25 protein-coding genes and 1 pseudogene are annotated in these 26,644 nt (G+C 41.7%); 7 read left to right on the forward strand and 19 right to left on the reverse strand.

Features of this window, described 5'->3' with window-relative positions:
• A partial coding sequence (locus HWQ37_RS23605; RefSeq protein WP_465249716.1) for a cupin domain-containing protein occupies positions 1-230 on the forward strand: 230 nt, incomplete at its 5' end.
• Between the two features lie 149 nt (positions 231-379).
• Here the strand turns inward: HWQ37_RS23605 and HWQ37_RS23610 are convergent.
• The 5 genes from HWQ37_RS23610 to HWQ37_RS23630 all read right to left on the reverse strand — a co-directional run bounded on the left by HWQ37_RS23610 (position 380) and on the right by HWQ37_RS23630 (position 2,440).
• Complete coding sequence (locus HWQ37_RS23610; RefSeq protein WP_292751575.1) at positions 380-565, reverse strand: hypothetical protein; 186 nt, start codon at positions 563-565, stop codon at positions 380-382.
• 84 nt (positions 566-649) lie between these two features.
• Positions 650-856, reverse strand: coding sequence for a hypothetical protein (locus HWQ37_RS23615; RefSeq protein ID WP_292751578.1), 207 nt, complete (start codon positions 854-856; stop codon positions 650-652).
• 171 nt (positions 857-1,027) lie between these two features.
• Positions 1,028-1,237: a hypothetical protein gene (locus tag HWQ37_RS23620; RefSeq protein ID WP_292751581.1), complete on the reverse strand. Its 210-nt coding sequence runs from the start codon at positions 1,235-1,237 to the stop codon at positions 1,028-1,030.
• Positions 1,238-1,308: 71 nt separating this feature from the next.
• Positions 1,309-1,497, reverse strand: a complete 189-nt coding sequence (locus HWQ37_RS23625; protein WP_292751583.1) for a hypothetical protein — start codon at positions 1,495-1,497, stop codon at positions 1,309-1,311.
• A gap of 55 nt (positions 1,498-1,552) precedes the next feature.
• Positions 1,553-2,440 (reverse strand): LysR family transcriptional regulator, encoded by an 888-nt coding sequence (locus HWQ37_RS23630; protein ID WP_292751586.1) that lies wholly within the window; start codon positions 2,438-2,440, stop codon positions 1,553-1,555.
• 159 nt (positions 2,441-2,599) lie between these two features.
• Between HWQ37_RS23630 and HWQ37_RS23635 the strand changes: the two genes are divergently transcribed.
• Together HWQ37_RS23635 and HWQ37_RS23640 are read left to right on the forward strand one after the other, a co-directional pair.
• Positions 2,600-3,415, forward strand: coding sequence for a DODA-type extradiol aromatic ring-opening family dioxygenase (locus HWQ37_RS23635; protein WP_292751589.1), 816 nt, complete (start codon positions 2,600-2,602; stop codon positions 3,413-3,415).
• A gap of 133 nt (positions 3,416-3,548) precedes the next feature.
• On the forward strand, positions 3,549-3,992 hold the full coding sequence (locus HWQ37_RS23640; protein WP_292751592.1) for a DUF4079 domain-containing protein: 444 nt from the start codon (positions 3,549-3,551) through the stop codon (positions 3,990-3,992).
• 194 nt (positions 3,993-4,186) lie between these two features.
• Here the strand turns inward: HWQ37_RS23640 and HWQ37_RS23645 are convergent, their stop codons facing one another.
• From HWQ37_RS23645 to HWQ37_RS23670, 6 genes are all read right to left on the reverse strand, one after another.
• Positions 4,187-4,363, reverse strand: coding sequence for a hypothetical protein (locus HWQ37_RS23645; protein ID WP_292751596.1), 177 nt, complete (start codon positions 4,361-4,363; stop codon positions 4,187-4,189).
• Positions 4,364-4,566: 203 nt separating this feature from the next.
• Positions 4,567-5,787: a bacteriohopanetetrol glucosamine biosynthesis glycosyltransferase HpnI gene (gene hpnI / locus HWQ37_RS23650; protein ID WP_292751599.1), complete on the reverse strand. Its 1,221-nt coding sequence runs from the start codon at positions 5,785-5,787 to the stop codon at positions 4,567-4,569.
• Between the two features lie 215 nt (positions 5,788-6,002).
• Positions 6,003-6,896: a hopanoid biosynthesis-associated protein HpnK gene (gene hpnK, locus HWQ37_RS23655; protein WP_292751602.1), complete on the reverse strand. Its 894-nt coding sequence runs from the start codon at positions 6,894-6,896 to the stop codon at positions 6,003-6,005.
• A 45-nt stretch (positions 6,897-6,941) separates the two neighbouring features.
• Complete coding sequence (gene hpnJ, locus HWQ37_RS23660) at positions 6,942-8,396, reverse strand: hopanoid biosynthesis associated radical SAM protein HpnJ (protein WP_292751605.1); 1,455 nt, start codon at positions 8,394-8,396, stop codon at positions 6,942-6,944.
• Positions 8,397-8,633: 237 nt separating this feature from the next.
• Complete coding sequence (locus tag HWQ37_RS23665; protein ID WP_292751608.1) at positions 8,634-9,452, reverse strand: class I SAM-dependent DNA methyltransferase; 819 nt, start codon at positions 9,450-9,452, stop codon at positions 8,634-8,636.
• A complete protein-coding gene (locus tag HWQ37_RS23670; protein WP_292751611.1) occupies positions 9,449-9,583 on the reverse strand; it encodes a hypothetical protein in 135 nt (44 codons plus the stop codon). Before HWQ37_RS23670 ends, HWQ37_RS23665 begins: the two co-directional genes overlap by 4 nt.
• Positions 9,584-9,901: 318 nt before the next feature.
• Between HWQ37_RS23670 and HWQ37_RS23675 the strand changes: the two genes are divergently transcribed.
• Both HWQ37_RS23675 and HWQ37_RS23680 read left to right on the forward strand, forming a co-directional pair.
• Positions 9,902-11,521, forward strand: a complete 1,620-nt coding sequence (locus HWQ37_RS23675; RefSeq protein ID WP_292751614.1) for a cyclic peptide export ABC transporter — start codon at positions 9,902-9,904, stop codon at positions 11,519-11,521.
• A 77-nt stretch (positions 11,522-11,598) separates the two neighbouring features.
• Positions 11,599-11,829 carry a DUF6737 family protein gene (locus HWQ37_RS23680; RefSeq protein WP_292751617.1) on the forward strand — a complete coding sequence of 77 codons (231 nt, stop codon included), beginning with the start codon at positions 11,599-11,601 and terminating at the stop codon, positions 11,827-11,829.
• A gap of 203 nt (positions 11,830-12,032) precedes the next feature.
• Here the strand turns inward: HWQ37_RS23680 and HWQ37_RS23685 are convergent, their stop codons facing one another.
• Together HWQ37_RS23685 and HWQ37_RS34895 are read right to left on the reverse strand one after the other, a co-directional pair.
• On the reverse strand, positions 12,033-16,049 hold the full coding sequence (locus HWQ37_RS23685; RefSeq protein ID WP_292751620.1) for an eCIS core domain-containing protein: 4,017 nt from the start codon (positions 16,047-16,049) through the stop codon (positions 12,033-12,035).
• A gap of 220 nt (positions 16,050-16,269) precedes the next feature.
• A pseudogene (locus HWQ37_RS34895) lies at positions 16,270-16,440 on the reverse strand (IS701 family transposase); the annotation flags it as partial.
• A 338-nt stretch (positions 16,441-16,778) separates the two neighbouring features.
• Between HWQ37_RS34895 and HWQ37_RS23690 the strand changes: the two are divergent.
• The gene (locus HWQ37_RS23690) at positions 16,779-17,693 is read left to right on the forward strand and encodes a M23 family metallopeptidase (RefSeq protein WP_292751623.1); all 915 of its coding nucleotides are present in this window, start codon (positions 16,779-16,781) and stop codon (positions 17,691-17,693) included.
• 277 nt (positions 17,694-17,970) lie between these two features.
• On the opposite strand, the gene HWQ37_RS23695 is transcribed toward HWQ37_RS23690, so the two are convergent.
• The 6 genes from HWQ37_RS23695 to topA all read right to left on the reverse strand — a co-directional run bounded on the left by HWQ37_RS23695 (position 17,971) and on the right by topA (position 25,982).
• Positions 17,971-18,102: a hypothetical protein gene (locus HWQ37_RS23695; RefSeq protein ID WP_292751641.1), complete on the reverse strand. Its 132-nt coding sequence runs from the start codon at positions 18,100-18,102 to the stop codon at positions 17,971-17,973.
• A gap of 198 nt (positions 18,103-18,300) precedes the next feature.
• Entirely contained in the window at positions 18,301-20,994 is a 2,694-nt protein-coding gene (locus tag HWQ37_RS23700; RefSeq protein ID WP_292751626.1) for an HD family phosphohydrolase, read from the reverse strand.
• A 223-nt stretch (positions 20,995-21,217) separates the two neighbouring features.
• Positions 21,218-22,168 (reverse strand): ADP-ribosylglycohydrolase family protein, encoded by a 951-nt coding sequence (locus HWQ37_RS23705; RefSeq protein WP_292751629.1) that lies wholly within the window; start codon positions 22,166-22,168, stop codon positions 21,218-21,220.
• A gap of 71 nt (positions 22,169-22,239) precedes the next feature.
• Positions 22,240-22,707, reverse strand: coding sequence for a type II 3-dehydroquinate dehydratase (gene aroQ, locus HWQ37_RS23710; protein WP_292751632.1), 468 nt, complete (start codon positions 22,705-22,707; stop codon positions 22,240-22,242).
• 7 nt (positions 22,708-22,714) lie between these two features.
• Positions 22,715-22,855, reverse strand: coding sequence for a hypothetical protein (locus HWQ37_RS23715; protein ID WP_012410890.1), 141 nt, complete (start codon positions 22,853-22,855; stop codon positions 22,715-22,717).
• Positions 22,856-23,330: 475 nt separating this feature from the next.
• A complete protein-coding gene (gene topA / locus HWQ37_RS23720) occupies positions 23,331-25,982 on the reverse strand; it encodes a type I DNA topoisomerase (protein WP_292751635.1) in 2,652 nt (883 codons plus the stop codon).
• A 264-nt stretch (positions 25,983-26,246) separates the two neighbouring features.
• Here topA and HWQ37_RS23725 point away from each other — a divergent pair, with 264 nt between their 5' ends.
• Positions 26,247-26,639 carry a hypothetical protein gene (locus tag HWQ37_RS23725; RefSeq protein ID WP_292751638.1) on the forward strand — a complete coding sequence of 131 codons (393 nt, stop codon included), beginning with the start codon at positions 26,247-26,249 and terminating at the stop codon, positions 26,637-26,639.
• Positions 26,640-26,644 lie beyond the last annotated feature (5 nt).

A 26,644-nucleotide genomic window follows, 5' to 3' on the forward strand; every position in this document is an offset into this window, starting at 1 on the left:
TCGCTATGTGTGACGGCAAGAGTGCCACGATCAAAGCTGGAGATAGTTTATTAGTACCTCCCACTGGGACTCATTTGATTAAAAACACTGGTTCTACTCGCTTGTACACGTTAACTGTGATGGTTCCCAATGAAGACTTTTCGGAACTAATTCGCAGTGGTATTCCAACGGAGTTAGATGCAGAAGATATGGCAGTACTGGGGAGATTAAATGCTTTGATGCCTTGTTAAAATCATTCGGAATACAGCAGTTTTCTTTTGCATGAAGTAATATCATGTTTGAATAAATAGTTGTCATTGCGAGTGAAGCGATCGCAATGACATTTTATAAGTAATCAACTGAACACGATCTAATTCGTAATTACCATTGCGTAAGGAGATTAAAATTTTACGTGGCTATAAAACACTCGTTTTACATTCTCAGCCGCAGTCACGTAGAACAACACGATCGCTCCCAGAACCTGATGGATTGATGCAGCGACTTCATAACGCGCCCGCACTTCCCATATTTGCATAATTCTTTCAGCATTTTGCTTAAGATACTCAGAAGCTTGGTTAAACATCATTTTGGATTTTGGCTTTATTGCAAGTTAAGCAGAAAAACTACCTACTCAAAGGAGCTTACAACAAAGCATCAAGAATAAAATTAACTAATATTTGGGTACTTCAACACGATATTTGGGTACTTCAACACGATATTTGGGTACTTCAACACGATATTTGAGTACTTCAACACGATATTTGAGTACTTCAACACGATATTTAAGTACTTCAACACGATATTTGGGTACTTCAACACGATATTTGGGTACTTCATCAGCAATCAGTAACAATGCTGGGTAGACGAGCAGCATCATTTTCTTAAAGAGGTTTTCCTAATTTAGATTGAATAACTCGTTGGGGTCGATTGAAAAACTTTAACTGTTCAAACCAAAGCGATCGCTCCACCCCCCAAACAAATTACCAAGTCAATTGGGTGTAAAAAGGAAAAGCTAAATAATTGACGCAAGAATGGGACATCTTAATTTTCACTGACTGCTAACTCCATCAGTGGTTCGTCCACTTATTTCACTCTCATGGATGCGGTAGATTGCGATCGCTTCTGAACGTCCCTCAGCATCAATCCAAGTTCGATTGATCGCAGGTGACAGCGTTGTATTGCGCTCTTTGATCGAGTGCATTGCGCGATCGATTTCTTCACTTTCAGTGAGGCGTGAGGCTCGACCATTCACAATCACGCTGCGCCAATTAGGTAAATAAGTTCAATTTTATCTACCACTTTTGAATGTTTTATGAGAATTTGTATAACTTATACTACCAATTCAATTAATGATTGCAACACATGCTTGGGTAAAGACGCGATGAATCGCGTCTCTACGGATGGTCTTTTTTCAAAGGCAATCTTGGCAAAGGAGATGCCCGCAGAGACGGAGGCTTGTGCGCCTGTGGAATCATACACTTCATGCGCAGCTTCTACAATTTCCTTTGCCTGGATCATAATTAAAACGACTTCTGAACTGGGAACCTTAACCTTAGAATAACGTGAGGCGAGATCATTTTAACTGGCCAGATTCAGCAATAAAATCAACGAAGGTTCGTACTTTTGATGAAAGATATTTGCGGCTGGTGTACACAGCGTAAAGCATAGGGGATGGAAATCGATAATCCGGCATTACCCTCTCTAAATGTCCAGAGGCAATATCGTCTTCAATCAGCCAAGTCGGTAAGAATGCCAAACCCATCCCATCCATTGCCGCGTCGTGGATTAGATTTTCATTGTTAGTCCGCAGCAGCGACGACTTAATCTTAACGCTTTCTTTTCCGGTTAGTCCTTCAACAGCCAGTTCACCCTCTGAAAGTAACGAATAAGTAATCATCGCGTGCTGCGATAAATCTTTCGGCTTTAAAGGGTATCCAGCTTTTTGAAAGTATGACGGAGAGCCTACCATGTAAAATTGGATGGATGCGATCGGATGTGCAATCAGATTGCTACCAGGGGATTGGGTCACTCTCAATGCTAGGTCAAACCCTTCCTCTACTAAGTTAACTATTCGCCCACTCAAGTCAATGTCTAAGGTGACTGCGGCGAACCGGGAGTGATAATTAGCAAGTACTTTCGTGAATTTCCGGTTAGCAAACCAGACTGGAGCGCTAATTTTTAGCACTCCACTGGGTACAATGGCTGCTCGGCTGACTGATGCTTCTGCTTCATCCAGGCTATCCAACATTTCACAACATTGTTCAAAATACACTTTCCCGATTTCAGTCAAGCTTAGATGCCGACTGGTGCGATTTAGCAAGCGACCGCCCAAGTGCCGCTCTAAGTGCATAACGTGTTTACTAGTCATTGCAGCAGACATTTCCATACGTGCGGCGGCAGCAACGAAGCTCTCCAGTTCTACTACTTTGCGAAACACCCGCATACTAACTAATGTATCCATTTTGCCACAACATCATTAACTAATAAGAAACGATCTATCAATATTTTGCTTATTGCTGACCTAATAGTATACGAATATAGTGAGTTATATGAATACTAAATCGTCTCCTAATAGACCCCATAGCCACTAAGATAAAATCCCGTCAAAGAGAATTGCAATATGATAACTACCTTCCCGACCTACTTTGTTTCCCACGGTGGAGGCCCCTGGCCTTACATGAAAGACCAATTTGGTCAAATGTTCGCTCAACTCAAAACTTCGTTGCAGGATATGCCTCGCCAATTAGGGGTTACACCCAAGGCAGTGTTAGTGATTTCGGGACATTGGGAAGAAAAAGACTTCACTGTTTCGGCGAGTCCAAATCCCCCAATGATTTACGACTATTCGGGATTCCCAGCGCACACATACCAAGTTAAGTACAGTGCCCCTGGTTCGCCGGAACTAGCACTTCGCGTCCAATCGCTGATTCAGGGTGCTGGACATTCGGTACGTCTTGATTGCGATCGCGGTTTTGACCACGGTACTTTTACGGTGATGTACCCAATGTATCCAGAAGCACAGATTCCCGTCGTTCAGCTTTCGCTTAAGCAAGGCTATGACCCGAAACTTCATTTGCAAGTGGGACAAGCATTAGCTCCGTTGCGAAAAGAAGGCGTACTAATTATAGGTAGCGGATTGAGTTATCACAATCTCAGGAATTTTGGGCAAAATGGTGCAGAAGCATCAAAGCATTTTGATGACTGGCTTCAAAAAACGCTGGTGCAATCCGAGCCAAGACAGCGAGTTGATAAACTGATCCATTGGGCTAAAGCACCTGCTGCACGATTAGCTCACCCACAGGAAGACCATTTACTACCATTGATGGTTGCAGTTGGCGCGGCCCAGTATGACGCAGGCGTTTGTGTGTATCATCAGGAAGACATCTTTGGCGGCATCGTTGCGTCTAGTTTTTGCTTTGGTAAGGCAGCTGCGTAATTCTAAATCACTTTTGATACTGTGCTAGAAATTGGATTTCCCAAATAGCTATTAGCTAGAGCGCTATTATCAGAAAGTTTTTGGAAATAGCAAACTTTTGTTTTAAGTATATCTACAGATACTAATAATCAACGTGGATAATCTATTAACATTTTCACATCCAATTTTGATGTTTGGCTTGTTAGGGCTATATGGTTATACGGCATATTTAGGGATGCGATCGCGTCGCACCCAAAAACCTGGCGATGAACCAAAAAATCGAGGCAAGTCTGCAATATCTCACTATAAAATAGGTTCTGTATGGCTAGCACTGATGGTCTTTGGCGCGATCCTTGGCTTGACTGTCACCTACATTAATAATGGAAAATTGTTTTTTTCTCCTCATCTATGGGTTGGATTAGGCATAATCTTGTTGATTAGCATTGCAGCGGCACTTGTTCCCTTCATGCAACAACGCGACTCCCAATGGGCACGAAAAACTCACGCCATCATTAATATGATAGTTTTCTTGTTGTTTGCTTTTCAAGCACTATCAGGTGTAGCGATCGTCCAGCAAATCTTGAGTTTTAAGGCTTAGAGGATGTTTTAAAAGTCCTCTTCTTGGTAACAAAACGTTTTAGATCCCCCTAAATCCCCCTTCAAAAGGGGGACTTTGATTCCGGTTCCCCCCTTTTTTAGGGGGGCTAAGGGGGATCAATAAGTGCTTCAAATCACAGTAAACTACTTTTAAAACATCCTCTTAGAAGTTACCAAAAATATTTTCCAAAAATTTTAAACCCAAATTGCCCCAATGTTAACCCAAATGGCATCACCAACGGCGAGGGCGATCGCAGCCGCCAACCCTGTCAAAAGCCACACTGTGGTGGGATCATTGGGGTTTACCCAACTGTCTTTTAGAGGTTTAATTAGCCAGTAAGCAAGTTGAGCATCCCAAGGCTTTGTGATCATAGATGAACTTGAATTTGATGTGGTTTTGAAATACAGCAGAATTCAGAATTCAGAATGGGCTAACGCCCCGCTACGCTAACAGGAGTAAAACACTCTTTATACCTGCTTTTGAGACTTAGCTTGTGTAGCTCACTTTCCTTGAAATCTGCTGTATATATAATAGCGGTTCTAATTTGGATGCAACACGCGCTAGGGTAGTACTGCTATGCGCCCCTATTAGTCAAAACCTTAATTGATAATTGATAATTTTTATCTTCTGGTACTAATAGCTTTCCATCTTTAGTTAGCTTGAGTTGTTGTCCTCGCCACTCTATAGTGTTGCCAATAAAGCCAAAACCCCAAATAACAAAGCTTAACAAGTCGCACCCAGGAACGAGCCACAGAAACTTTTTGACTATTGGATCTTTAAAACTGATAGTACCAACAACCCAAGCCATCACCAATCTTGTTGTCCAGCAGATAAATAGTCCTACCCATCCTAGTATTGAACCATTGGTGACAATCAGCAACAACAAGCTGGTGACAATACCATAGGTAAAAATTAGTCCTAGATAACCCCAAGGACGAGAAACTCGTTTACCACGCGCCCAACGAATCTGCCGTCTGATAGCATCAACTAAGTTGTTACTTATCTGTACGTGTTCAACTATGTAGTCAGAAAGTACAACTTTGTAACCTGCTTGAACAGGTAGATAGCCTAGTTGAAAATCATCTGCTAGATAATCAGCGATCGCTTCAAATCCACCGATAGCTTCTAGTACTTTTTTCGGGATGACAATGGTGGAACCAAAGGCAAATTTTATACCATTTTCCTTGATGTTGCTGACTAAAACCCCAGCCTGAAATTCAGTAGTGGTACTAATAGCTTCTAATATTGATATCCATCCTTGAGTTAAGGTTCGATACATACAAGTAACTACACCTACCTTTTCGTCTTGCAATGGCTGGATAACTCTTTGTAAATAGTCGGTTCCAACTCGAATGTCACTATCAGCAAGGACTAGAATTTCGTATTTAGCTTTGGCTGCGGCATTGGCTAAGTTGCTAATTTTCAGGTTTGTACCAATGACGCGATCGCTTACAATTAACAAAATATCTAAATCGCAAAAATTGTGGATAATTTTCTCTACAACCTCTATGCAAGGGTCTTGAGAGTTTCGCACAGCAAAGATGATTTGATATTTGGGATAGTCTTGCTGACAAAATGAGGCGAGGTTTTCATAAGCATTGCTATCGACTCCACAAATGGGTTTGAGGATACTAACAGGTGGATGAAACTCTCGATCGATTGGCAAAGGAGCAGCAAAGAAAGTTATTGCCGCATAAATTGCATAGCAATAAAATAAAACAGATGATATGCACAAAATTAGCAAAAAATCACTAATTACCTGATGAATATTTGTTAAAAAAGTAGATGCAAACATAGCTATTGATTACTAGGCAATTAGTATTAGCATTTTTTAGATTTACTGCCGATAAGTTTAGGGTTTTTATATGTACATTAAATGAAATTTGGATGACAAAGCTATTACCTTTAAATGAAAAATTCTGGTAAATCAAATTTACAGCAGATTTTAAGTTGGTACACAAAGATTCGTCTGTTACCCAAGTATAAAGCGTATTTTACTCCTGAATTCTGTTAGCGTAGCCCATTCTGAAGAAAATGGTGATTGGTAATTTCAAAGCCATTATTCAGGAGTGCTTCGCGTACCCGATCGCTTAATAATGCCGCAAGTTCTGCTTCGCCTTCTCCGATTGCTCCATTTAAAGGATTGTCATGAATTGCGTTAGCTAAACCCGCCGTAGGCATCGCTGGATGAGAGTAAATCTCTACCAAGTTTGCTTGGATTTGGGGTATCAACCCAAGTAAATATTCCTCTGTAATGCCACCAGTTTCCAATAAACCGTAAACTCTTTGGGTAAAGCTAATACCTTGAGACTCTAGCAGTTTCTCACCATAGCGGCGGAGTCTGCCAAATACCCCTGACCAAACTAGCTTTGTTAGTAGATGACTGCGATTAACTCTCAAGTTCATCCCCAGTTCTTCACTGGGAAGACGAATAACTTTAATATTAAATTCTGGTGCCAAGTCAACTAAAATACGCAAGATTACTGGATGTATATGCAAATGCAAATGTCCATCAACATGAGAGAGAGGTAAACCAGTAGAACGGTATTTTTCTAATTGAGCGCGAATTTCTTGGCGTAATTCTTGATGGGTTTCCTTAACAAATTGATAGCGCAAACCAGCAAAAAATGGACTGTTGCAAAAGTTACCTTCTTTGTCAACTAAATGGGGAATTTGCTCTGGCGGTAGGACAGAGCGACCGCATATCAACACAAGATGCAGACCAACAGCCAAATTTGGATGATTGCTTGCCAAAGTGACAGCCTCTTTTGCAGCATCAGCGCTCACCATCAGGCTGGTACTAGTTAGCACTCCTTCTTTATGTGCTTTGATAATTGCTTGATTAACTCCATCAGAGAAACCAAAATCATCACCATTGATGATGGCGAATCGCTGTGCTTGCATAAGTTTTGGATTTTTAAGGTTCCGATAAATAAAAACAACCAACAACTAACCAACAACTACTGATTGTGCTTTAGTAGTTGCTTGAGTCCGACGGTCTTTCAAGTAAGAGAAAAATTCTCGCCCTTCACGCAATCTGCGTACTAACATTTGGGGATCGGTGAGCATTTCACCCACAATTGGGATAATCGCTTTGGGACGGAAGTAAAACTTACGATACATCTTCTCAACAGCATCCTCAATTTCAGCACTGGAGAGATTTGGATATTGCAATGTAGACATTTGAATTCCTGAACTAGCAACTAAAGAACTGTTGCTAAACCAATTATTTTCTTGTGCTTGACGATAAAGTTCTGTTCCGGGATAGGGAGCCGCAATAGAAACTTGAATTGTATGCGGACTAATCTCGCAAGCAAACCGGACTGTTTCTTCAATTGTTTGTGGGGTTTCGTCAGGTAAACCAATGATAAAAGTGCCATGTACAGTAATGCCAAGTTTATGACAATTTTCCATAAACTTCCGCGCCACTTCTAACCTGATTCCTTTTTTTATCCCATCTAAAATTTGCTGATTGCCAGATTCAAATCCGACCAAAAGTAGGCGTAAGCCATTATCGCGTAGTTTTTTCAGGGTGTCATAGTCGAGATTGGCACGAGCGTTACAACTCCAAGTCAGTTTCAGTCGCCGCAGATGTTCGCTAATTGCGATCGCACGCTGTTTGTCTATAGTAAAGGTGTCGTCATCAAACATATATTCTCGCACCTTGTCGCCGAAGATGGCTTTGGCTTCTTCCATCTCGCGCCCAACTGCTTCCGGGCTTTTTGTGCGGTATAGGTGTCCCCCAATTGTTTGTGGCCAAAGGCAGAAGGTACATTTTGCCGGACAGCCCCGCCCAGTATAAAAGGAAATGTATGGATGCAGCAAGTAGCCGATAAAGTATTTAGTAATATCCAAATCGCGGTGATAAATCGGCAATACACTGGGCATCGAATCCCAATCGTGAATCAAGGGGCGGTCTTCATTATGACGTATATTACCCTGGCGATCGCGGTAACTTAGACCTGTGATTTCTTCCCAAGATTTACCTTCGGCTATTTCTTTGCAGGTATAATCAAATTCGTGACGACATACAAAGTCAATAATTGGGTTTTCATTCAGCGTCTGCTCTGGTAATACTGCTACGTGCGCTCCAATCAAGCCAATTTGGACATTAGGGTTTTGAGCTTTGATTGTCTCGGCACACTTCACATCATTAGCCAGTGAAGGCGTGCTGGTGTGCATGATAATTAGTTCGTAATCTTGAGCAATTTCAATGACATCTTCTACTGTTTGATCGTGTGGTGGTGCATCAATCAGCTTGCTACCAGGCACAAGGGCTGCCGGTTGCGCCAGCCATGTAGGATACCAGAAGGAAGTAATTTCGCGCTTGGCTTGGTATCGAGAACCTGCGCCACCATCAAACCCATCGAAGGAAGGAGGGCTGAGAAACAAAGTTTTTTTCATAGGTATATTTCCCCAGTATATAATTTTACGCACAGACAAGGAGACGCTGTGCGAACACATTATCAGCGTAATTCTAATTAGCTTACCGCGATATTTCCGAAGTTTTTAACTAGAGTTCTTGCATAAATCAAAGTTAAGGAACGTGGATTGATAAAAAACAGAAGATGTGGAGTTACAAAAAACAGGTATAGTAAAGATGCGATGTCTGCGGCGAGAACAGCGTCTTAAGCATCTTAGTCATCGACGGGTGTTAAATAGGCTAACTAGTTGATTATAGAGAAATGCTAATGAAAACCCGTCTAGAACTCCATCCTCGCACTGAGGTAGCTGAAATTGCGTCAGTTCAGTTATTTCGGGGAGACTGAAAGGGGAAACAACCTTCGTGGGACTAGCGTATTGGAAAAGTTGTATTCGGTAACGAGGTGTTCGGATTTCCCTAACCAGTACTAGAGGATAAGTGGAAGCAAGAATCTCCCCAATGAAAATCGCACCAAATGGCAAAAGCCAATCTAACCTATGACGCGAAGGCTCCTGATTAACGCGGAGACTGTGGGTCGCAAGTAAGTAGCCGCCTGGGTTAAGGGCATCTACGAGTTTTTGAGCAACAGCTTGCAGTGCTTTTTGTCCATTGATATAGTAGAGAACTTCACTACAAACGATAAGATCATTGCTCTGAGGAAGTAGATCATGATTCATATCCAGTTGTAGGAAGTTGATATTCTCTAGTTTCTGGTTACTGCAACAAGCTCTAGCCCGCTTTAGAGCAATTTGAGAGATGTCAGCAGCAATGAGCTTGTCAACGCGAGGAGCAAGTAATGCTGTTAAGTAGCCTTCAGCACAGCCTAGCTCTAGTGCTTGCGTAATTTGACCACATCCTAGCAGATCAATAGTCTGCTGATATTTTGTCTGCTGGTAGAGACTGGTAGATTTCCACGGATCAGATTTGATTGAAAAAGTCATCTCAAAAATGAATTGTTGCCAAAGAGAGAGTAAGTTACGTTTAATGTGATTCATTTCATACTTCTGTGTTTCAAACTTCTGCGTAGTCCAATTCATTTTAAAATCTCTTTGGTTGAAAATATCGGTTTTGTTTCAAGGGCACGGGAAACATCTGAAAGGATTTTGCCATCATCGCCTCGAAATTGCGTTCCATAGCGTCTCGAAGCCCGCACGCTTGTAGTGTTCATGCCGCTTGGGTTCGCGGGCAATGAATTCCAACGTCATTTCTACCAATGCTTCAAAGATACCTGCAACGAATTCGGGCGATTGCTCACGGATCACGCCGGTCTTAAGGCTTTGAGTCGCTAACTTTTCTCTGTCAAGAGCCTTATCGGGTATCCACCGAGGTATCTTCCCCAACCTCCCCGCAGCCTTTTAGGGTGAGGTGTTAGGAGACTTTTGCTGGTCTACTGTAAGATAGAAAACTTACCCTAGAAGCGCAACCAACCTAAATTGATCTGCAAATAACTATCTTGAAAATGGGGCATGGGGCATAAGCATCTATCATGAATTTGATTTACTTTCTTTTGCGTTCTTCGTGGGGGATGATAGCGATCGCGATCGCTACGGGATTCTTGAGTGGCGGTAGTAGTGCGGGGTTGATTGCCTTAATTAGCCATGCTGCAAGTAGCAGTAGTGCTTCCCGCCTCACATCCATAATTTGGGGTTTTGGGGGGCTGGCAATAGTTGTATTAGTTACCAGTATCATTTCTCAAGTGATGCTAGTTCGTCTTTCTCAGAATGCAGTCTTACAATTACGGATGCGTTTAAGTCGCCAGATTCTCGCTTCGGAGTTGAGTCATCTGGAACGCTTAGGGAATCCTCGATTATTGGCTACTTTAACAGAAGATATTCAGGCGGTGGCTGAAGCTGTTTATCAGATGCCTTTTATCTTTATTAATTTAGCGATCGTCCTGGGTTGTATAACGTATATAACCTGGCTCTCTTGGTTAGTATTGCTGATGGTTTGTAGTATTGCAGTAGTTGCGATCGCTAGTTGTCAGTGGCTACTCAACAGAGGTGGGCAATTGCTAGCTCTAGCTCGTGAAGATGAAGATCAGCTGTTTAAACATTTTCGCACTATTACCGAAGGAGTCAAGGAACTCAAACTAAACTACAAGCGGCGTGAAGACTTTTTAGAAGAGAAACTACAATCAACTGCTAACGAGTTCCGTCATCACAACGTTAACGGTCTAAGCCTTTTTGCCATAACTTCAAGCTGGGGTCAACTCATATTCTTTTTTGCCCTCGGTTTTGTACTGTTTGTACTGCCTAATATACTTACCATCAATCCCGAAACTCTTTCTGGCTATATTTTGACCTTCACTTACTTGGTGTTACCAATGGATAACATCATTAGCAAACTTCCTCTATTAAGCAAAGCCAGCATTGCTTTACAAAAAATTGAATCACTGGGTTTATCTCTAGCTAGTCGAACTGAAATATCTACTGTTCCACCTCCCATAAAATCTAACTGGCACAGCTTAAAATTTAAAAGTGTTACCCACACTTACTACACAGAACAAGAAGACAATAGCTTTATTTTTGGGCCTATCGAATTGACACTATATCCTCAAGAATTAGTTTTTATTGTTGGTGGTAATGGTAGCGGTAAATCTACATTAGCTAAACTAATTACTGGGCTTTATGTCCCAGCAAACGGCGAAGTTTGGTTTGATGATGAGTTAATTAGCGAACAGAATCGAGAATGGTATCGTCAGCATTTTTCTGTGGTATTTTCCGACTTTTATTTATTTGAAGAACTTTTGGGATTAAAAAATTCTCACCTGGATGCTCAAGCCACAAAATATTTACAACAACTGCAACTAGACCATAAGGTGAAAGTGGAAAATGGACAAATTTCTACAACTGCTCTTTCTCAAGGACAACGAAAACGGCTAGCTTTACTCACAGCTTACTTGGAAGATCGACCAATTTATCTATTTGATGAGTGGGCAGCCGATCAAGATCCAGTATTCAAAGAAATATTCTACACTCAACTTCTCCCAGAACTGCGATCGCGGGGTAAAACAGTGTTGGTGATTAGCCATGACGATCGCTATTTTTATTTAGCAGACAGAACGATCAAACTTGACTATGGAAAAATAGAGTACGATAAAACTTAAAGAAGTCGCAAGTCGCAAGTCGCAATTTTGTTAATCTATCAAAACAATTCATATTGGAGTTTGACTAAATAAAATCAATGTCTGAACAAAAGCCCATAAGTCCTTGGAACTACAAACCTTGGTGGTGTCAGCCCTGGTCTATAATTCTCACAAGTGTAATACTGATTGGTGGTAGCTGGTTGCTATTTAAAACTATCTGGCTAACAATTCTTGTTTCCATCCCTGTAGGAACATGGATGGTATTTTTTGTGTTGTTTTGGCCACAACTAATGATTCGCAGTGGAATTTTGGACTCGTATAAAGAGTAGTGCAAGCTTGCTCAATAATTAGGGTAAATTGTTGGGCTAAGTCTTCTTCAGTAATCATTACTCTCTCCATTATTATTGTTCTAAAAACTGTAATTTCAGATCGTCTCTCCACCTCTACGCCAGGGCAAACGCATCTAAATATTGACGAGTCTGAATCAGAGTGGGATTTAGCAAAACCCTTATTAAATAAGGATTTCAGTAAATTAAATTCTCACAGGTAACAATAAATTAAAGTGATTGTTACTCACAAACTGCAAATGTATTCCTTGGTCGTTTATTTGACTGCCGAAAATAGGTTTAGGATTCTCTGCTCTATGGATTATGATGTTTGTTTCCAGTTCCTCCATTAATGCGAGAGCCTCAACTTCACCACCCCACATTTTATCCTTTGCCATCACCGCGAGATATTGATCATAAGTCTTTACATTTTTAAACTGTGGAAAAGTTTTACGTAAAGAAGTCAGTTCACCAGCAGATAGAAAACTCTCCTCAAAATTGGCTCGATTGTTTCTCAAATGCGTAACAGCCGTTTGCCGCAGATTTTTGTCGTCCATATCTATGTCATATTGCAGTTTCAATCCCCTCGAAACAGCACGGAAGAAGCAGTTTCCATCACCTTTAATTGGAATCGAAGTATATGGATTGTCATCTGGAATACTTTCCTTATCTGATTTGTCAGCCGACTTCACTGCTTTAATAGGCTGTTTGCTTGCATCATCGAGTATTAATGTTGCAAACTGGTAAGCAGGATTCTTGACGTTCTCAATAGTGATATTCAAGAGAGTTGGAACTGTAAATGAAATATTGGTAAGGGTACCAAAGCTAAATGCTATCTCCCACGGACTTTCATTCTTTCTAACAGCCTTAACGAACAATCTTACAGCGCTTAAGGCACCCAGATTACTAAAGGTTGCGGTTCTGAATAACTCTGGTGCAAACCCTGGTGTATTTAACGTCAGAGTCGGATCTTTCGCCATACCTGCATAGCTAGCTGCAAGCGCTGGTTGAGAAAGAACTATGCCTGAACTTAAGTGCCCTACACTCTCTAACCCATTGAGTAGTCTACCTAATTTTTTGGCACCTGCGTCTTTGAGATTTTTTTCTTTGTCAAGTGCCTTCTCTGCGAATGGCCTAAAGTTATTCAAGATCGCTACAACTGCAGCAGATGCTATGGTAGCTATGTAGTCTGGGCTGCCTAAAGTTCCTACTCGCCATTCCAAACTGCCTTCGATCTCAAATTTCTCAAAGTCTTGTGTAACCCAATCAAATTTGTAAAACTTACCAGATTCTTCGGTTGGGTTCCAATTCGCTGTAAGTTTTAAATCTACAAATGGAGTCATACCTAAGTGAGCAAGGGGCGATGATATATCAAACCTATCTCTGGCTTCAATTTTTCGGTATGAACTGCCAGTTGTTTTAGTTTTAGTTTTAGTTTTACCTTCCTTTATATCTGGTGCGCCGAGTTCGCCTTTTGCCTTCTCAATCGTCGATTTACTATGTTTTTTGCCTTCTATCCATTTAGTTACCAGGGAATTACTACCGACCATTGGAATGTTAGCATTGTCTCTGACACCTATTAATTCCCCGGTAATCACATTCGTATCTTTATTTGCAAACTCTTGCTGCTCTGCAGCAGCAGCCCAAGCCTCACCTCCCTTATCATGTCCACGTCCCCACAAGAAGTTTCTAAACTGTTTGGGCATACTTCTTGATTCTTTGAATCTTCGATATAACCCATAAGAGATTAAATGTCCAAGTGCTTGACTATTTTTTGCTTCAAATTCAAGGAAGCCTTTTTGAGCTTCAACGTAGCCTCCAAATTCACCTAATAGCTCGTGAATAAAATCGGCATATCCAAAAACAAATGTATACTCTATCTTAATTTTTAGTTTGCTTTCGCTTTCTCGTTCGGCTTCACCCCTCAAGCGAAAACCCAGACGTTCTGCTGTCCCATCAATTGGAAACCTAAAAAGAACTTCTACTGTTCTTTTATCGCCAACATCTGGAACAACAACGTCTATTGAAGTGCAAAGTTGAGCTATGGCAGTTTCTATGTGATTTCCTGTTAGAGTTGTTTGAACTGCCTGTTTCTTAATACGTCTACCCTCTGTATCTTCCTTATCTTTTTTATCTTCCTCTTTTTTATCTTCCTTATCTTTTTTATCTTCCTCTTCTTTATCTTCCTCTTTTTTATCTTCCTCAAAAACAAAAGTGTAAAATAAACCAATTTGATCTTGCTCTTCATTTTTTTCTGCGATCAAATTTTTGGCTTCCATTAAACTGGCTGTGATTAACGGATCTTTCTTATTATTTTTCTCCTGGTTTTTTAGTTGATTTTTCAGTTGTTTGACAATTGTTTTTATTTGATCTCTTGTTACATTTAGAGCTGCTTTTGTCATCGACTTATCAATTGTTTCCTTCTCTCCTTGGATGTTTTCATCTACCTTAGCTTTACTTATTTCTGTTTCGTGGCTAATATTTTGCAGGTCTTGTTCTTTGTTCTCGATTAAATTATTTATCTCGGTGTCTTTTGCTGCTTTTTCAGTTTCTTCATCGAGGAAGAAACTGAATATGTCTTCTTCCTCATTGCTTTCTTCATCTTTGATTATTTTTTCTTTTTTATGAGCTATAGATAGTTCATCGGATAATAAGGTTTTTTCTTTGGCTGCTTGTTCAAGCCTTGCTTCATTCTTTTTCCAATCCTCAAAACCTTCACTAAATTCTATCTTATCAGCAACTTTGATTACACCTATCCCACTTGCTAGTTTTTGTCGACCGCGTTCCAAAGCTGCGGTATAGATTAACTTTTTAGTTCTAAGTTCTTCAATCTTTTCTTTGATACTTTGAGCGCTCGCTTTTTTAATTCCCTCTTCAGAGGCTAACTTTGATAAATTTTTAGCAATTTCTTTGTTTATATCTCTGTTAACATTAGGTTTGCGTCGCGCCCTTCTTGTAAGTCCGACAACCTTGTTGTTCTTTTTATTTAGTTTTTCATCTTCGATATCTCGATAATATTCTTGTACTTTTTCTTGTTGTTTTACTGTTGGCGATTGACTTTTTCTTAAGTCAGAATTTTGGCCTGTATCTTCATTTTTCAGTTCCTGCACCAGTTGATCTGCTTCAGTATTAGCAGTATCTTTCAATCCTTGGTCTTTGAGCAGATAAGGTTGAATGGCATCAATATACTCTTTTTCAAGCATTAAAGATACTTCTCCACCTTCTTTGAGCATCTTAGTCTCAATATCGGTAGCCATTTTACTAATCTGTTCGTCAGTCAACAACTCTTGAATCTGTCCGCGAGTTTTTTCTCTTTGTTGGCCTTTATTCCATTTAGTTGGTGATGAAGCAAGCGATACATTTCTCTTAGTTGACTTCCATGTGTCTGAAGCACGCTGAATTTGCTTTCCTGTTGTAAACGCCTTTGCCTGTATTGATTGATTCAATTGGTCTGATGTCGCATCTGTATGCAGTTTCACTCTACTAAAATCTGCCCCAAACGCTTGCTCCATCGGTTGCCGGATTTTTTTTGCTAATGAGTGTCCCCCACTGCGTGCTTGTTGTATCGATGCTTCTAAATCAGGTGCAACTGTCATTCCATTGCCGCTATGCTTATGCTGTCGTCGTTGAAGCATCGGTTGAGGTTGCAGTTTTTCTGACGACATCATCTGGCGCTGGATATTTACTGCTGGTCGTTTGAGCAAATTCGTTTTTTGGGTTTGTATTTCTGGCTGTTGATGCCGGCGCGTAGGCGTTCGCGTAGCGTCTCGTAGAGAAGCCCGTCGGAGACATCGCTGCACTACCTTGGCTTTCAAACCTTGGACAATCTCACTTGGAGACTGGCTGATGTCTAACCTCTGGCTTGGTATGGGTGCATGAAGACGTTGCACCACTTGATGCACCACGGTATCTGCTTCCTGCTCATACTTATCCCCAGGTTGCCCAATTGTCAGTTTTGCCTGAATTCTTTTTTTTGGTAGTTTTGTTTGTTTCTCTGCCATTAAACCAGGGATTTCTAACAAGTTCGTCTTTCTTTGAATTTCTATTTCCTGCGTTTGTTCTTGGTGCTGCTGGACAGTTGGGGCGGCTATTTCTGTCTGTACGGTTGATTTTGTTATCGTCGGTTTTGCCGGCAACGCGAAGGGTCTTGATGTCAACTGGGATGTTGTCTGCGGTGTTTGGGCATTTCCCGAAGCATTTTTCTGGATTTTTTGGAATGTCATTTGATTCTTCCTTTCCCTAACTCTCAAGGTCATTTAGTTGCCGATTTCACCCACCTAGTAGACTAACAACAACGACATTAAACTTCACCACAGGTTAGTCAGGCGGCAGCATAATCATGCAATAGGTATTGTTATTACATTGATATCACTATCATCTAACCGGAATTTTACCATTTCATCCCCAGTTCCGATAGTTCTTCAGGACTTACGCATTGACAGAAACTAAACCGTTCTCTGGAATTTCTATATTTTGGACTTGGGTATAATTTTTATCATCAACTGAACACAAGCGATTCTTGGCTATCCCAGTTAAAAACTCTAATCCCTTGTTTTTAAAGAATTTTAGGTTTTTTCTACTTGAATACCAAGCGTCAGTAGTTATTGCCTTTGGCAAAGTATAAGAAGTAATGAGAAAGATTTCAAGTTAATTAAAAGATTGGGCTATGGCTTTTGCAACTTTGAAAATTTCAAATTACGAAGTTTATTAACTTGGCATTTTGGTATTACAGCGCTTCCGGCTATTATGCAATATAGTTTTCTCCTTGCCCCTCTCCTATCATTGCTTTCAGCTTTTAGGATGTACCTCATAGCTGCCGGAAGTGCTGTAATTATTCATAAAGGGAGCGATAGAACCCTATTTTTGAAGATTTCCTGATATTTACCGAGTAAGCTTGAAACAACAAATAATCAGAAAGTGTCTAAATTATTATTCTAATAGACTTACAACTTATGAAAAAAGCTACTTTTTATCGATACCGTACTTATGGACTAATTGGCTTAATATCTTTAACCACTGTATTAAGTACAGCTACATCTGGCTTAACACAACTAACAGACAATTCCCCAATTGGGCAAACTCCTATCCCTAGTTCTAACTTAATCTGGCCAACCAAAGGGTTTATTTCTCAAGGCTTCCGCAAATATCAACATGAAGGAATTGATATTGCGGGGGCATCTGGAACGCCTATTGTTGCTGCGGCATCCGGTACAGTTGTCAAAGCAGGTTGGGATGATTGGGGATTAGGAAATGCCATAACTATTAAACATCTCGACGGCAGCATTACAGTTTATGGCCACAATCGCCGTTTGTTGGTGAGTAAGGGTCAACAGGTCATTCAAGGTCAAATTATTGCCGAGATGGGATCTACAGGCAATAGTACAGCACCTCATCTACACTTTGAGGTTCATACAAGTAGTCGAATAGCAGTTGATCCTCTTCGTCTGTTGACATCTGTAACTGCAAGGGTTGACTCCGGTTTTAAAGTTCAGCAAGTGGATAACCCGAACCGCCCAGTTTCCCCGCCCCCAGTAGCAAATCAAGTTTCACCTTCACAGTCAATTCCAATGAGTTTTGCACCTATAAGCACTGATACTAAATGTAATGGAATTAGTCTTATTGAAGGTGAGACTGCAAGTTCTCGTGTAAAAGTCTGTGAAGAAAATGGTCAATTATTTTATATTGGGCAATTAAAGCAAGCCCCAAGCAAGCCTATAAAGATAACAGCTTTGAATATTGGTAAAGGCAGATATCGAGCAGATAATGGTAGTTTTTATTATTTAATCACTCCAGAAAAAGTGGAGGTTTGGCGAAATGGCAATCAGATTCGTTCTGACAGTTTTTATCGTTTAACGAAATCGCCTTAATATTCTCTAAGTTCAGAATCCTTAAAAATAGTTCAATTATTTCATTTAGAAACTGAAAAAAGAGGAATGTACTCGCTATGTCATTGTAATAATTAGATGCCCTCTTTTGTCCTGTCTTCTGTTCATTGCGCCATTGTTCAATTACTTCGTCACTCACCCAGCAAGTCAGACTACCTCGCTGCTTGAGTGCTGATTTATGAATATCTAGTTTATGCAAAATATTGGCATATAGAAAAGAAAAAATCTAAAAATTCCTTACCCACTCACGATACTGACCTTACGACATGGCTTCAAATTCTGCTAGAGCTATGGTGGAAAGTTCTTCAATCAGCTTATTTACACTTATGCCTTTAGCTTGAGCAAGTTTTTTTAACAAAGTTTGGGGGTTTAATTCCCCGGCTTCTATCAAGCCGCAAGTTTTATGGGGGGGTCTAAATCCCCGTTACAAAACTTACTTGCGACTTGCGACTTGTTTTAATCTGTTGTGTTTTTCGTCTGGTAAACGAATAGTTAAAGTAGCCATTTTTGTTTAACTCATAATAATTTCTTCAGGTTTTAAGATTGATAAGTCAGGAAATAACAATTCAACATTTTGGAAACCTTTCATTTACGAATTCCGTGCAGTACTACTAGCCTTCAACTTAGGATAAGCAATGCGTTTGTGATGAAATTGCTGCCAAACATCCACAAATATCTGGGCAATTTGTGACATCTCTTCCCGTTTTAGTCCTGAATCTACGAGTTGATTGTCTTGCCATTTGGCACGCAAAATATTATTGAGCATTGCTAAAGCTTGTTCTGTGGAGACATCTTTAATCGATCGCTTTTCTCCTAAAGGTTTAGCTGATGCTTGCAGCGATCGCAGCCCTGCTTCACAAGAATCTGCTAACATGACAATTCCGGTTTCCCGTGATTGAGGAATCGGACCATCGTAGCGAAAATCTGCGTCGTCTACTGTTAAACTTGGATCTGACTGAGCCATTTGCTGGGCTTGATGATGAAAATAAGCAATCAGCATCGTTCCCTGATGCTCTGGAATAAAAGCTTGAATCGCCGTAGGTAAAAGGTGTTTACGCGCCATCACCAACCCTTCACTTACGTGCTTTTTAATAATTTCTGCACTCTTCCAAGGATCTTTAATCTCAGTATCGTGTTTATTCGTCCCTCCCATTTGATTTTCGATAAAGCCAAGAGGGTCGTGCATTTTGCCAATATCGTGATATAATGTCCCAGCCCTGACTAGTTCAACATTGCATCCTAATTCTTTGGCAGCAGCTTCAGCAAGGGTAGCCACAAGTAAGGTATGTTGAAAAGTTCCCGGAGTTTCAGTAGCGAGTCGTTTTAATAAAGGGCGGTTAGGGTTCGCCAATTCTGCTAGGCGAATTGGGGTAACTAAATCAAAAACTTTTTCTAGATAAGGACTCAAGCCCAAGGCGACAACACTCCATCCCAAGCCAGATAAAGCAAATAAACCGGCTTCTTGGAAGACAATATACCAAGTTGAACCAAATACTTGGCCAATTAAGATTTTAACAACCAGGTAAATGCCGCCCTGAGTTAAGGCGATCGCAACGCCTAATAATGCCAACTCTTCACGCGATCGCAATCGTTGGGCAATGTAACTGCCTAATATTCCTCCGCCAACACCAGCTAAAAGCGCAGCCTTGCTCATATCCAAGCTAATGCCTAATATCGGCAACAGCAGGCCGACAACTGTCAATCCCAAAGTCGGGCCGTAAAAGCTTCCTAACAATAAACCAAGGGCGCTCCAGGTGGTATAGGGCAAACCAATTGTAATCACTCCAGGCACACTCAGAGTTAGCAATAACACCAACAGGCGATCGCGTTGTCGCAATTCGTAATCAATATGGCGTTCTACCCAGACAAAAATGCCAATTGCGATCGCAATCACGCCTCCTAATTTCACCAACTCCTGCCACTTTACCTCCCGACGAATCAGGTGATAATGCTCCAGCACCTCAAAGTTCCATGCAGTAATCTGCGCTCCTTTTCTGACAATCACCTCACCACGCCGTACCTTCACCATCACAGGTGGCACACCAGCCGCCGCCTTTTGAGCGTTTTGTCTGGTTTGTTCTTCATCTTTTTGCAGATTCGGCTTGAGTACAGATAGCAACAGGTTTTTTGCCAAAATTTCAGCGTCTTCTGGTACAAAGGTCTTTAATTGCAAACTCACCGCATCTTGTAAGATATTTTTTGGTAATCCCTGTGGAATGCCTTGGGCGAGAATCCGTTCTATACTCTGATGGATTCCCATTTGTGTTTTTTGCCATTCCACATCTGACAAATCCAAAAGTAGAGATTTTTCATATACTGCTTCTGGGTTAACAGTCTCTAACTTTAAAAGTTTGGCAGTAGCTTGAGTATATCTTTGACGTGTTTGGGAAATTTCGGCAATCAGTAAAGACAAGCTTTTCTCAGAAGTTGTGAGACGGTAAGATTCTAGTTCTGCTACTCCTTGAGTAAAACCAGTGTTTTGAGAAAAATCTACTGGCTTTGTCTTCTCTAGATTTTGGGTATCAGATTTAGATGTGATGCGCGGCTGGCGTTTTTGATTGGATGAAGCGGTGGTTTGCCCAATTCCCTTCTGCTGCTGATTTTTACTATTTTCTACAGCCGATAGCAGTGCTTGCCATTCCAATTCAGAACAAGAGCGGAGGTAACGTTGGGTAGAGATGGATAAAAGTACAGGATCAAAAAAAGGAAAAGCTCCAGCAACAGCGCGAATTTCGTCACCATTATCTAGAAGTTTTTGCAAATTTTCGTTGATTTTTTCGTTCATTCGTGCATCAAGCATCAACACCTGTAAGGAGCTTGTGCTGACAGCTTTGCGTTCGGCTTCGGTTTTTTTCTGATCTTCGATGCTGGCTGTGTAAGGCGCTGTAATCGTTTGGGGCGCGAGATATCCTATTTGAAGTTGAGTCTGATTGTATAATTTATGTCCAATAATGCCAGTTAGTGACACTACAGCGATCGCCAAAATCACCGAGTAACGCTGTTTATATGCCCAATCTAAAGCGACTGCATAAATGCTACTCTTAGTTTTAAGCGATTTTGCCTTTAACCTTAGCGCTCTTTCTTGTTTTCGGCGTTCGCTTTTCTCATTGGTTTTTGATAAAAACAGGAATACATTCTTGAGCATAGTCCTTAGAAGTTCCCTTCTATGGGTTTTACATTTGGGACTTCTCATTAACTTTCCCTTACGGCGTAGTGTTTTGTACTGTCGCCGCCAGTGAGTCAATTGCTGGTTCAAGAACTGCAAAAATTGATGCATTTTCATTATCTCTACCTGCAATTGCCAACTTTGATATTTCAAAAAAAGACAATCATCAGGAAAGTTCGATCTGCGGCTGCTGCAACTCGGTGGCGGGGGCTTTTTTATTCCTGATTTGCCACAATAGCTAGCTACAGAATCAGTCCGAGGGTTTACTGAAAAATTCTAGTATATGAGACTAATACACGATGGCGGAAGTTTGCCTACTTTTAACCCCTGATCTGGTTAATTAAGATGAACGCGATCGAATAACGCGAGGAGCTGCGTAAACTGAAAGCGGAGCCACCTCACATCCCTCCTCTGTTAACTCTTTTGGGTTTAAGGTAAGATTATACACTCCCGACCACACACCCACAAATGCATCGGTCAATTCTAACATTTGGGAAAAGTTAGTTAGTCCCCATACTGGAGAATTCCTCTGTAAGAGCAAGACTTGCCAATTTACAGGAATTCCGCCTGTACCATTGTATGCTCCCGATAAAGCACCAGTAATTGCACCTGTAGCCTGTGAGCTTAGAAGCGTAGCATCTTGCACTTGAGAATTGCTATTGTGAGTAGCTTGCAAAACTGTCAGGCGAAAGTCTTCCAAGGTACTCAAAAAGCAGTAAAATGCCATAGCAATGGTGTTACTGAGTTTTTCTTCTTTAGCAAACTCAGCTTGCATCGTTGATAATCCAGCCCCTTGCTCTAATAAATTCTGGACTCTTAATAATTTATTTGGTATTGATGTCGGTGTTTCTCCGATAAAAGAAATTGTTTGTGGGATAAGAGTTAGAGGGTCGAGTTTTTCAGTTAAGGCAAGAGCGATCGCATATCCTACTGCTAGTGTTCCATCCCTGACTACTGGATCATCCTCCCAGATTTTCAGCACAAGCAGCAAGTTTTGTCGCAGCTTAATTGGATTTTCGTGAAAAAAGAGTGCTACTGGTAATGTGGCAATAATTATTTTGATCGAAATTTCATCAGTTGTTACTAAATGAGGAGATTCTTTTTGCTGACGCTCTATCCAATCATCTAAATCTAATCTACCCAAGGCAATCAAACTCTCGATACCCAGAATCGCCATTCTGCCTAAATCTAGGTAACTCTCAAACTGTACTTTACCATCAGAAGCCAAACTTCCCCCCAAGAATGCTCCGAGTAAAGTTCCTTTAAACCGACTTATAGGAGAGTAACGCATAGAATTTTAGATTTGGGATTTGGGATTAAATTATTCAATTTAAAATCTAAAATCTAAAATCAATTGATTTTTCATGGTGATATGCTTCTTAAATGATGCACTAGTGCCTGTAAGCCCAACAAGTAACTATGAACGCCAAAACCGCTTATTTGCCCGATCGCAACAGGGGCGATGTACGAATGATGGCGAAAATCTTCCCGGCGGTAAATATTACTCAAATGTACTTCGACTGTGGGCAAATTAACAGCAGCGATCGCATCTCGTAATGCCACACTTGTGTGGGTGTACGCTCCTGCATTAATCAGAATTCCCTGATGTTGCCCTAACGCGCCATGAATAGTATCTACCAAAATTCCTTCATGATTTGACTGCAAAGGAAAAACTTTCGCCTGTAACTTGAATGCTTCTTCTTCTAACAGGCGGTTAATTTCAGCTAGTGTCAACGTACCATAAATTCCTGGTTCTCGCTGTCCTAGCAGATTTAAGTTTGGCCCATGCAGTACCAGAATGCTTAAGGGTTGTAACGTCGAGTTCAACACTTTGGGGTTAGTGGCGACGACGCGAGCGATCGTTCACAGGAATCGGAATCAGTTCCGGTTCCGGTTCAGCCTCTGGCCCTAATAGGCTTTCAATTAGCCTCCGAGCTAATTCCTTAAGCTTTTCCAGCACCTTTTCTATATAGTCCATGAACTGACCGCTCCTGAGATACTACCTCAATTTTTGATTAACAGGTACGCAGAAAATGACATACTTTCGCACCTCTAGCTTTCATCGGGCTAATACACAATCCCGTATTTGGGATATAAGCCACTTCTAAAACTTAACGTTGTGTTTTCCCTTACTTTTTAGAGTATCACACTTGCAACCTACCGAACTGTATCCTATCAAGGATGGGTATGAAGGGTCAAGAGTTAAAAATCGGACTTTAGATAGACTCTTGAGCAAGAATTTTAGATTTTAGATTTTAGATTAAAAGAATTTTGGGGTTCATACCCGCCTCTTTCAATGCCCCTAACTCTGCCGTATTCTTTCAAAGAAGCAAGCTAGGTCTAGCGTCTCGTAGAGAAGAGTCGGCGAAATAAATCTAAAATCTAAAAGACGCTCCTCCCTCGTGAATGCTACGCGATCGTCAATCTAAAATCCAAAATTGTTTGACTTACCACTACCCTTCTGTACCCTTTTTCTTCGCAGTGGTCGTTGATGATTTAGCCGTTGACTTAGATTTGGAAGTCGTTGATTTAGTCGTTTTCCGAGTTGTTTTCCCGGTCGATGCTTTCGCTGCTAACAAGTTCAGCGCCTCTGCCAGGGTGATATTTTCTACCGTTTGACCTTCTGGGATACTCACATTAGTTTTGCCATGCTTGATGTAAGGGCCATAAGGTCCATCGTAGATGTTGATTGTTTCCTCGTCCTCTGGATGCGTACCCAATTCGCGTAAGGCTGCCTTGGACTTGCTGTTGGTGGAACTGCGTCCCTTTTTGGGTTCAGATAACAATTCCAATGCACGTTCCAAGCTAATTGTCAATACATTATCAGCAGCTTTCAGAGAGCGGTAGTCTTTCCCCTCCTTACCTTGGTCATGAACGACATAAGGGCCAAAGCGCCCCAAACTTGCTTGGATTTTGCCGCCAGTAACTGGATGAACACCCAATGTCCGGGGTAGTGCCAACAGACCAACAGCCATTTCCAGGGTAACGGTTTCTGGGGTGACACCTTTGAGTAAGGAGGCTTGTTTCGGTTTGGGATTTTCGTCGGTTTTGTCACCCAATTGCACATAAGGCCCGTAAGCGCCAATTTTCACATAAATCGGTTCCCCAGTTTCGGGATGGCGACCTACCTGGTCAGGGCCAGTGATTTTTTGCCGCAGCAATATTTCTACCTGTTTGGGGTCGAGGTCTGCTGGTGTCAGGTCTTTGGGAATTGAGGCAGTGATTACACCGTCACCATTTTCGACTTCAATATAAGGGCCATATTTACCAATGCGGACTTTGGCATCTAGATTCTCAAGTTCTACAGTCCTAGCTTTGGTGGCATCAATTTGGCTTTCCCGTTCTTTTACCAGAGTTTCTAACCCTTTTTCGCCCAGATAGAATTTCTGCAAGTAGGGCAGCCATTTCGCTTCACCTGTGGCAATGTCATCGAGGGTTTGCTCCATCTTCGAGGTAAAACTGGGGTCAACGATATCTGGGAAATGTTTTTCCAGTAAGTCGGTGACAGCGAAAGCGGTGAAGGTGGGAATAAGGGCGTTAGTCACCAAATGGGCATAACCTTTGTCGATGATCGTGCCAATAATGCTGGCGTAAGTACTGGGACGACCAATACCTTCGCTTTCTAAGGTTTTCACTAAAGTTGCTTCAGTGTATCTAGCTGGCGGTTGGGTTTCGTGTCCAACGGCTTCTAGTTCTGTACAATTGGGGCGATCGCCTACTTTCAGATTAGGCAAAATTACTTCCTGGTCTTCCAGTGCGGCTTCCGGGTCGTCTGAACCTTCAACGTAGGCGCGTAAGTATCCTGGAAACTCAATCCGTTTACCAGAAGAACGGAATCCAGCGTCCTCCACTTGCAATTGCACGGTAATTTGAGTTTGCCGAGAATCAGCCATTTGACAGGCCACAGTCCGCTTCCAAATTAAATCGTAAACGGCAAGTTCTCGACCGCCCAAAGCAGTTTCTTGGGGGGTGCGGAAAGTGCTACCTGCTGGACGAATGGCTTCGTGTGCTTCTTGTGCGCCTTTGGATTTGGTGGTGTATTGCCGGGGTTGGGGACTGAGGTATTGTTGACCATAAAGCTTTTCTACACAACTCCGAGCAGCTGCGATCGCTTGATCTGACAAATGTACCGAATCTGTCCGCATATAGGTAATATACCCTTGCTCGTACAAATTCTGAGCAACCCGCATGGTGTCACGGGCTGAGAGGCGCAATTTCCGGTTAGATTCTTGTTGCAACGTCGAGGTGGTGAACGGTGGCGACGGTTTGCGCGTCACTGGGCGTTCCTCCATGTCGGTAACACTCCAGGTTTTCCCAGTTAGGCGTTCCTTGAGCGCTACCGCTTGGTCTTCATTGAGCAACAAGACATTGCGACCTGCGGTAATTTCCCCGGTTGTTGAGTCAAAATCGCTACCGTTAGCGATTTTAGTTCCTGCCAATGTTACCAACTGGGCAGCAAAGGGGGTTTTTTCCTTTGACAAACTAGCTTTTAAATCCCAGTATGTACCCTCATGGAAGGCACGGCGCTGGCGTTCCCTAGTAACTAAAAGCCGCACAGCTACAGATTGGACTCGCCCAGCAGATAATCCCCAGGCGATTTTTTTCCATAACAGGGGAGACAGAGTATAACCCACGAGTCGATCTAAAATCCGCCGGGTTTCTTGAGCGCGAACCAACTGCTCATCGATATTGCGGCAGTTTTTCAGAGCTTTTTTAATCGCCTCTTGGGTAATTTCGTGAAACACCATCCGCTTAGTGGGAACTTTCGGCTTCAGCAATTGGTATAAATGCCAACTAATGCTTTCACCTTCCCGGTCTTCGTCCGTTGCCAGAATCAGTTCATCTACATCCTTGAGCGCATCTTTGAGCTGGGTGACAATTTTCTTTTTGTCTTTCGGGACAACATATACCGGTTCAAAGTCGGCGTCCACATTTACCCCCAGCTGCGCCCACGTTTCCCCCTTGACGGCAGCAGGAATTTCACTAGCTGACTGGGGTAAGTCACGCACATGACCCATAGACGCTTCCACCCGATAGCCTGCTGGTAGGTAGTTGCGAATGGTACGAGCTTTGGTTGGAGATTCGACGATGACGAGAGTTGACATGGAAATTCCAAAAAAAAGAATAGCTACTAAGCTAAACAGTCAAATTGAGTTAATTTTTGCAAATTGTCAAGATAAATGGTCACGCTTAGGGCGGTGATTTAATCCTCACATAAACTGCCTGTTTGGGAGAAAATTCGCTGAACTTATTGCCCAGCCTGTCCCAGAGCATAAATGAGGGTGCGCTGGGTTTGAATTTCCAGCTATTTTAATCTTTAACTTATCTAACGCATAATTGGCGACTACAGTTTTTAAAATAAATGCCCAATGCCCCACTTTAATAAAGCTTGTGCCAAAATTAAATCAAATTTGAGAGCAAAAGCGAACTGGGATTTGTACCCATGTCAGGAAAGCAAAACCATGCAACCAATTCGTCAGGGTGATGTTATCTTACTACCTGTGCAACAGGTTGAAGGACAAAAAATACCTCATTTAACTTTGGCAGAAGGCGAAGCTACGGGTCATAAACATCGGATTACTGAGGGCAAGGCAGAATTATCTGAAAAATATGGCACACTATGCCTACGTGTTTTTTCTGAGTCGGCATTGCTAGCTCATGAGGAGCATAAAGCTATTTCTATTCCCCAAGGTGACTGGATGGTGAAAATTCGTGCGATTCGTTGCTTAGTGAATCACGGTAATCAGTCCGTACATAACTAAGCCAG

It is taken from the genome of Nostoc sp. NMS4 (genome assembly GCF_017115095.1).
Classification (GTDB): domain Bacteria; phylum Cyanobacteriota; class Cyanobacteriia; order Cyanobacteriales; family Nostocaceae; genus Nostoc.